The sequence below is a fragment of the Segatella copri genome (genome assembly GCF_003465495.1).
GTDB lineage: Bacteria > Bacteroidota > Bacteroidia > Bacteroidales > Bacteroidaceae > Prevotella > Prevotella copri_G.
In genome coordinates, this window is sequence record NZ_QSAV01000078.1 from 1 (window position 1) to 458 (window position 458).

Genomic DNA, 458 nt, shown 5'->3' on the forward strand with positions numbered 1-458 from the left:
ATATGTATTCACGTCCACATGAATACATTTTAAAAGAGGAATACCATTATATTATAATAAGGTGGAAGGGAGGGAAATGAAGGTTGATGCTGTGAGCCAGTGCCCTTCTCGACGAATGGACATGCAGTAGTGTCAAACTGATTAAGTGGGAATCGCTTGCGTCCCACCTACTCAGTTTGTAAGATACCGCATGTCGTTTCGTGGGCACCTTCCGACTGAGGGACTTTGCACTTACGTCATGCTCTGCTGACATAAATGCAAAGTCTATCAGGTGGAACTCCAGTAGCATCCTTCATGGTGTGGGGCGAAGCATTATCAGGGAAAATCAGCCGATTATCACTATGAGAACAGCTCATTTTGGTTAAAATCCGCATGTTTATACCATTTTTTTGCTGCTACGCAAAAAGATTTCGCACTATTTTTGTATCTTTGCACCCGTTAAAAGAATTTAGAAGTAA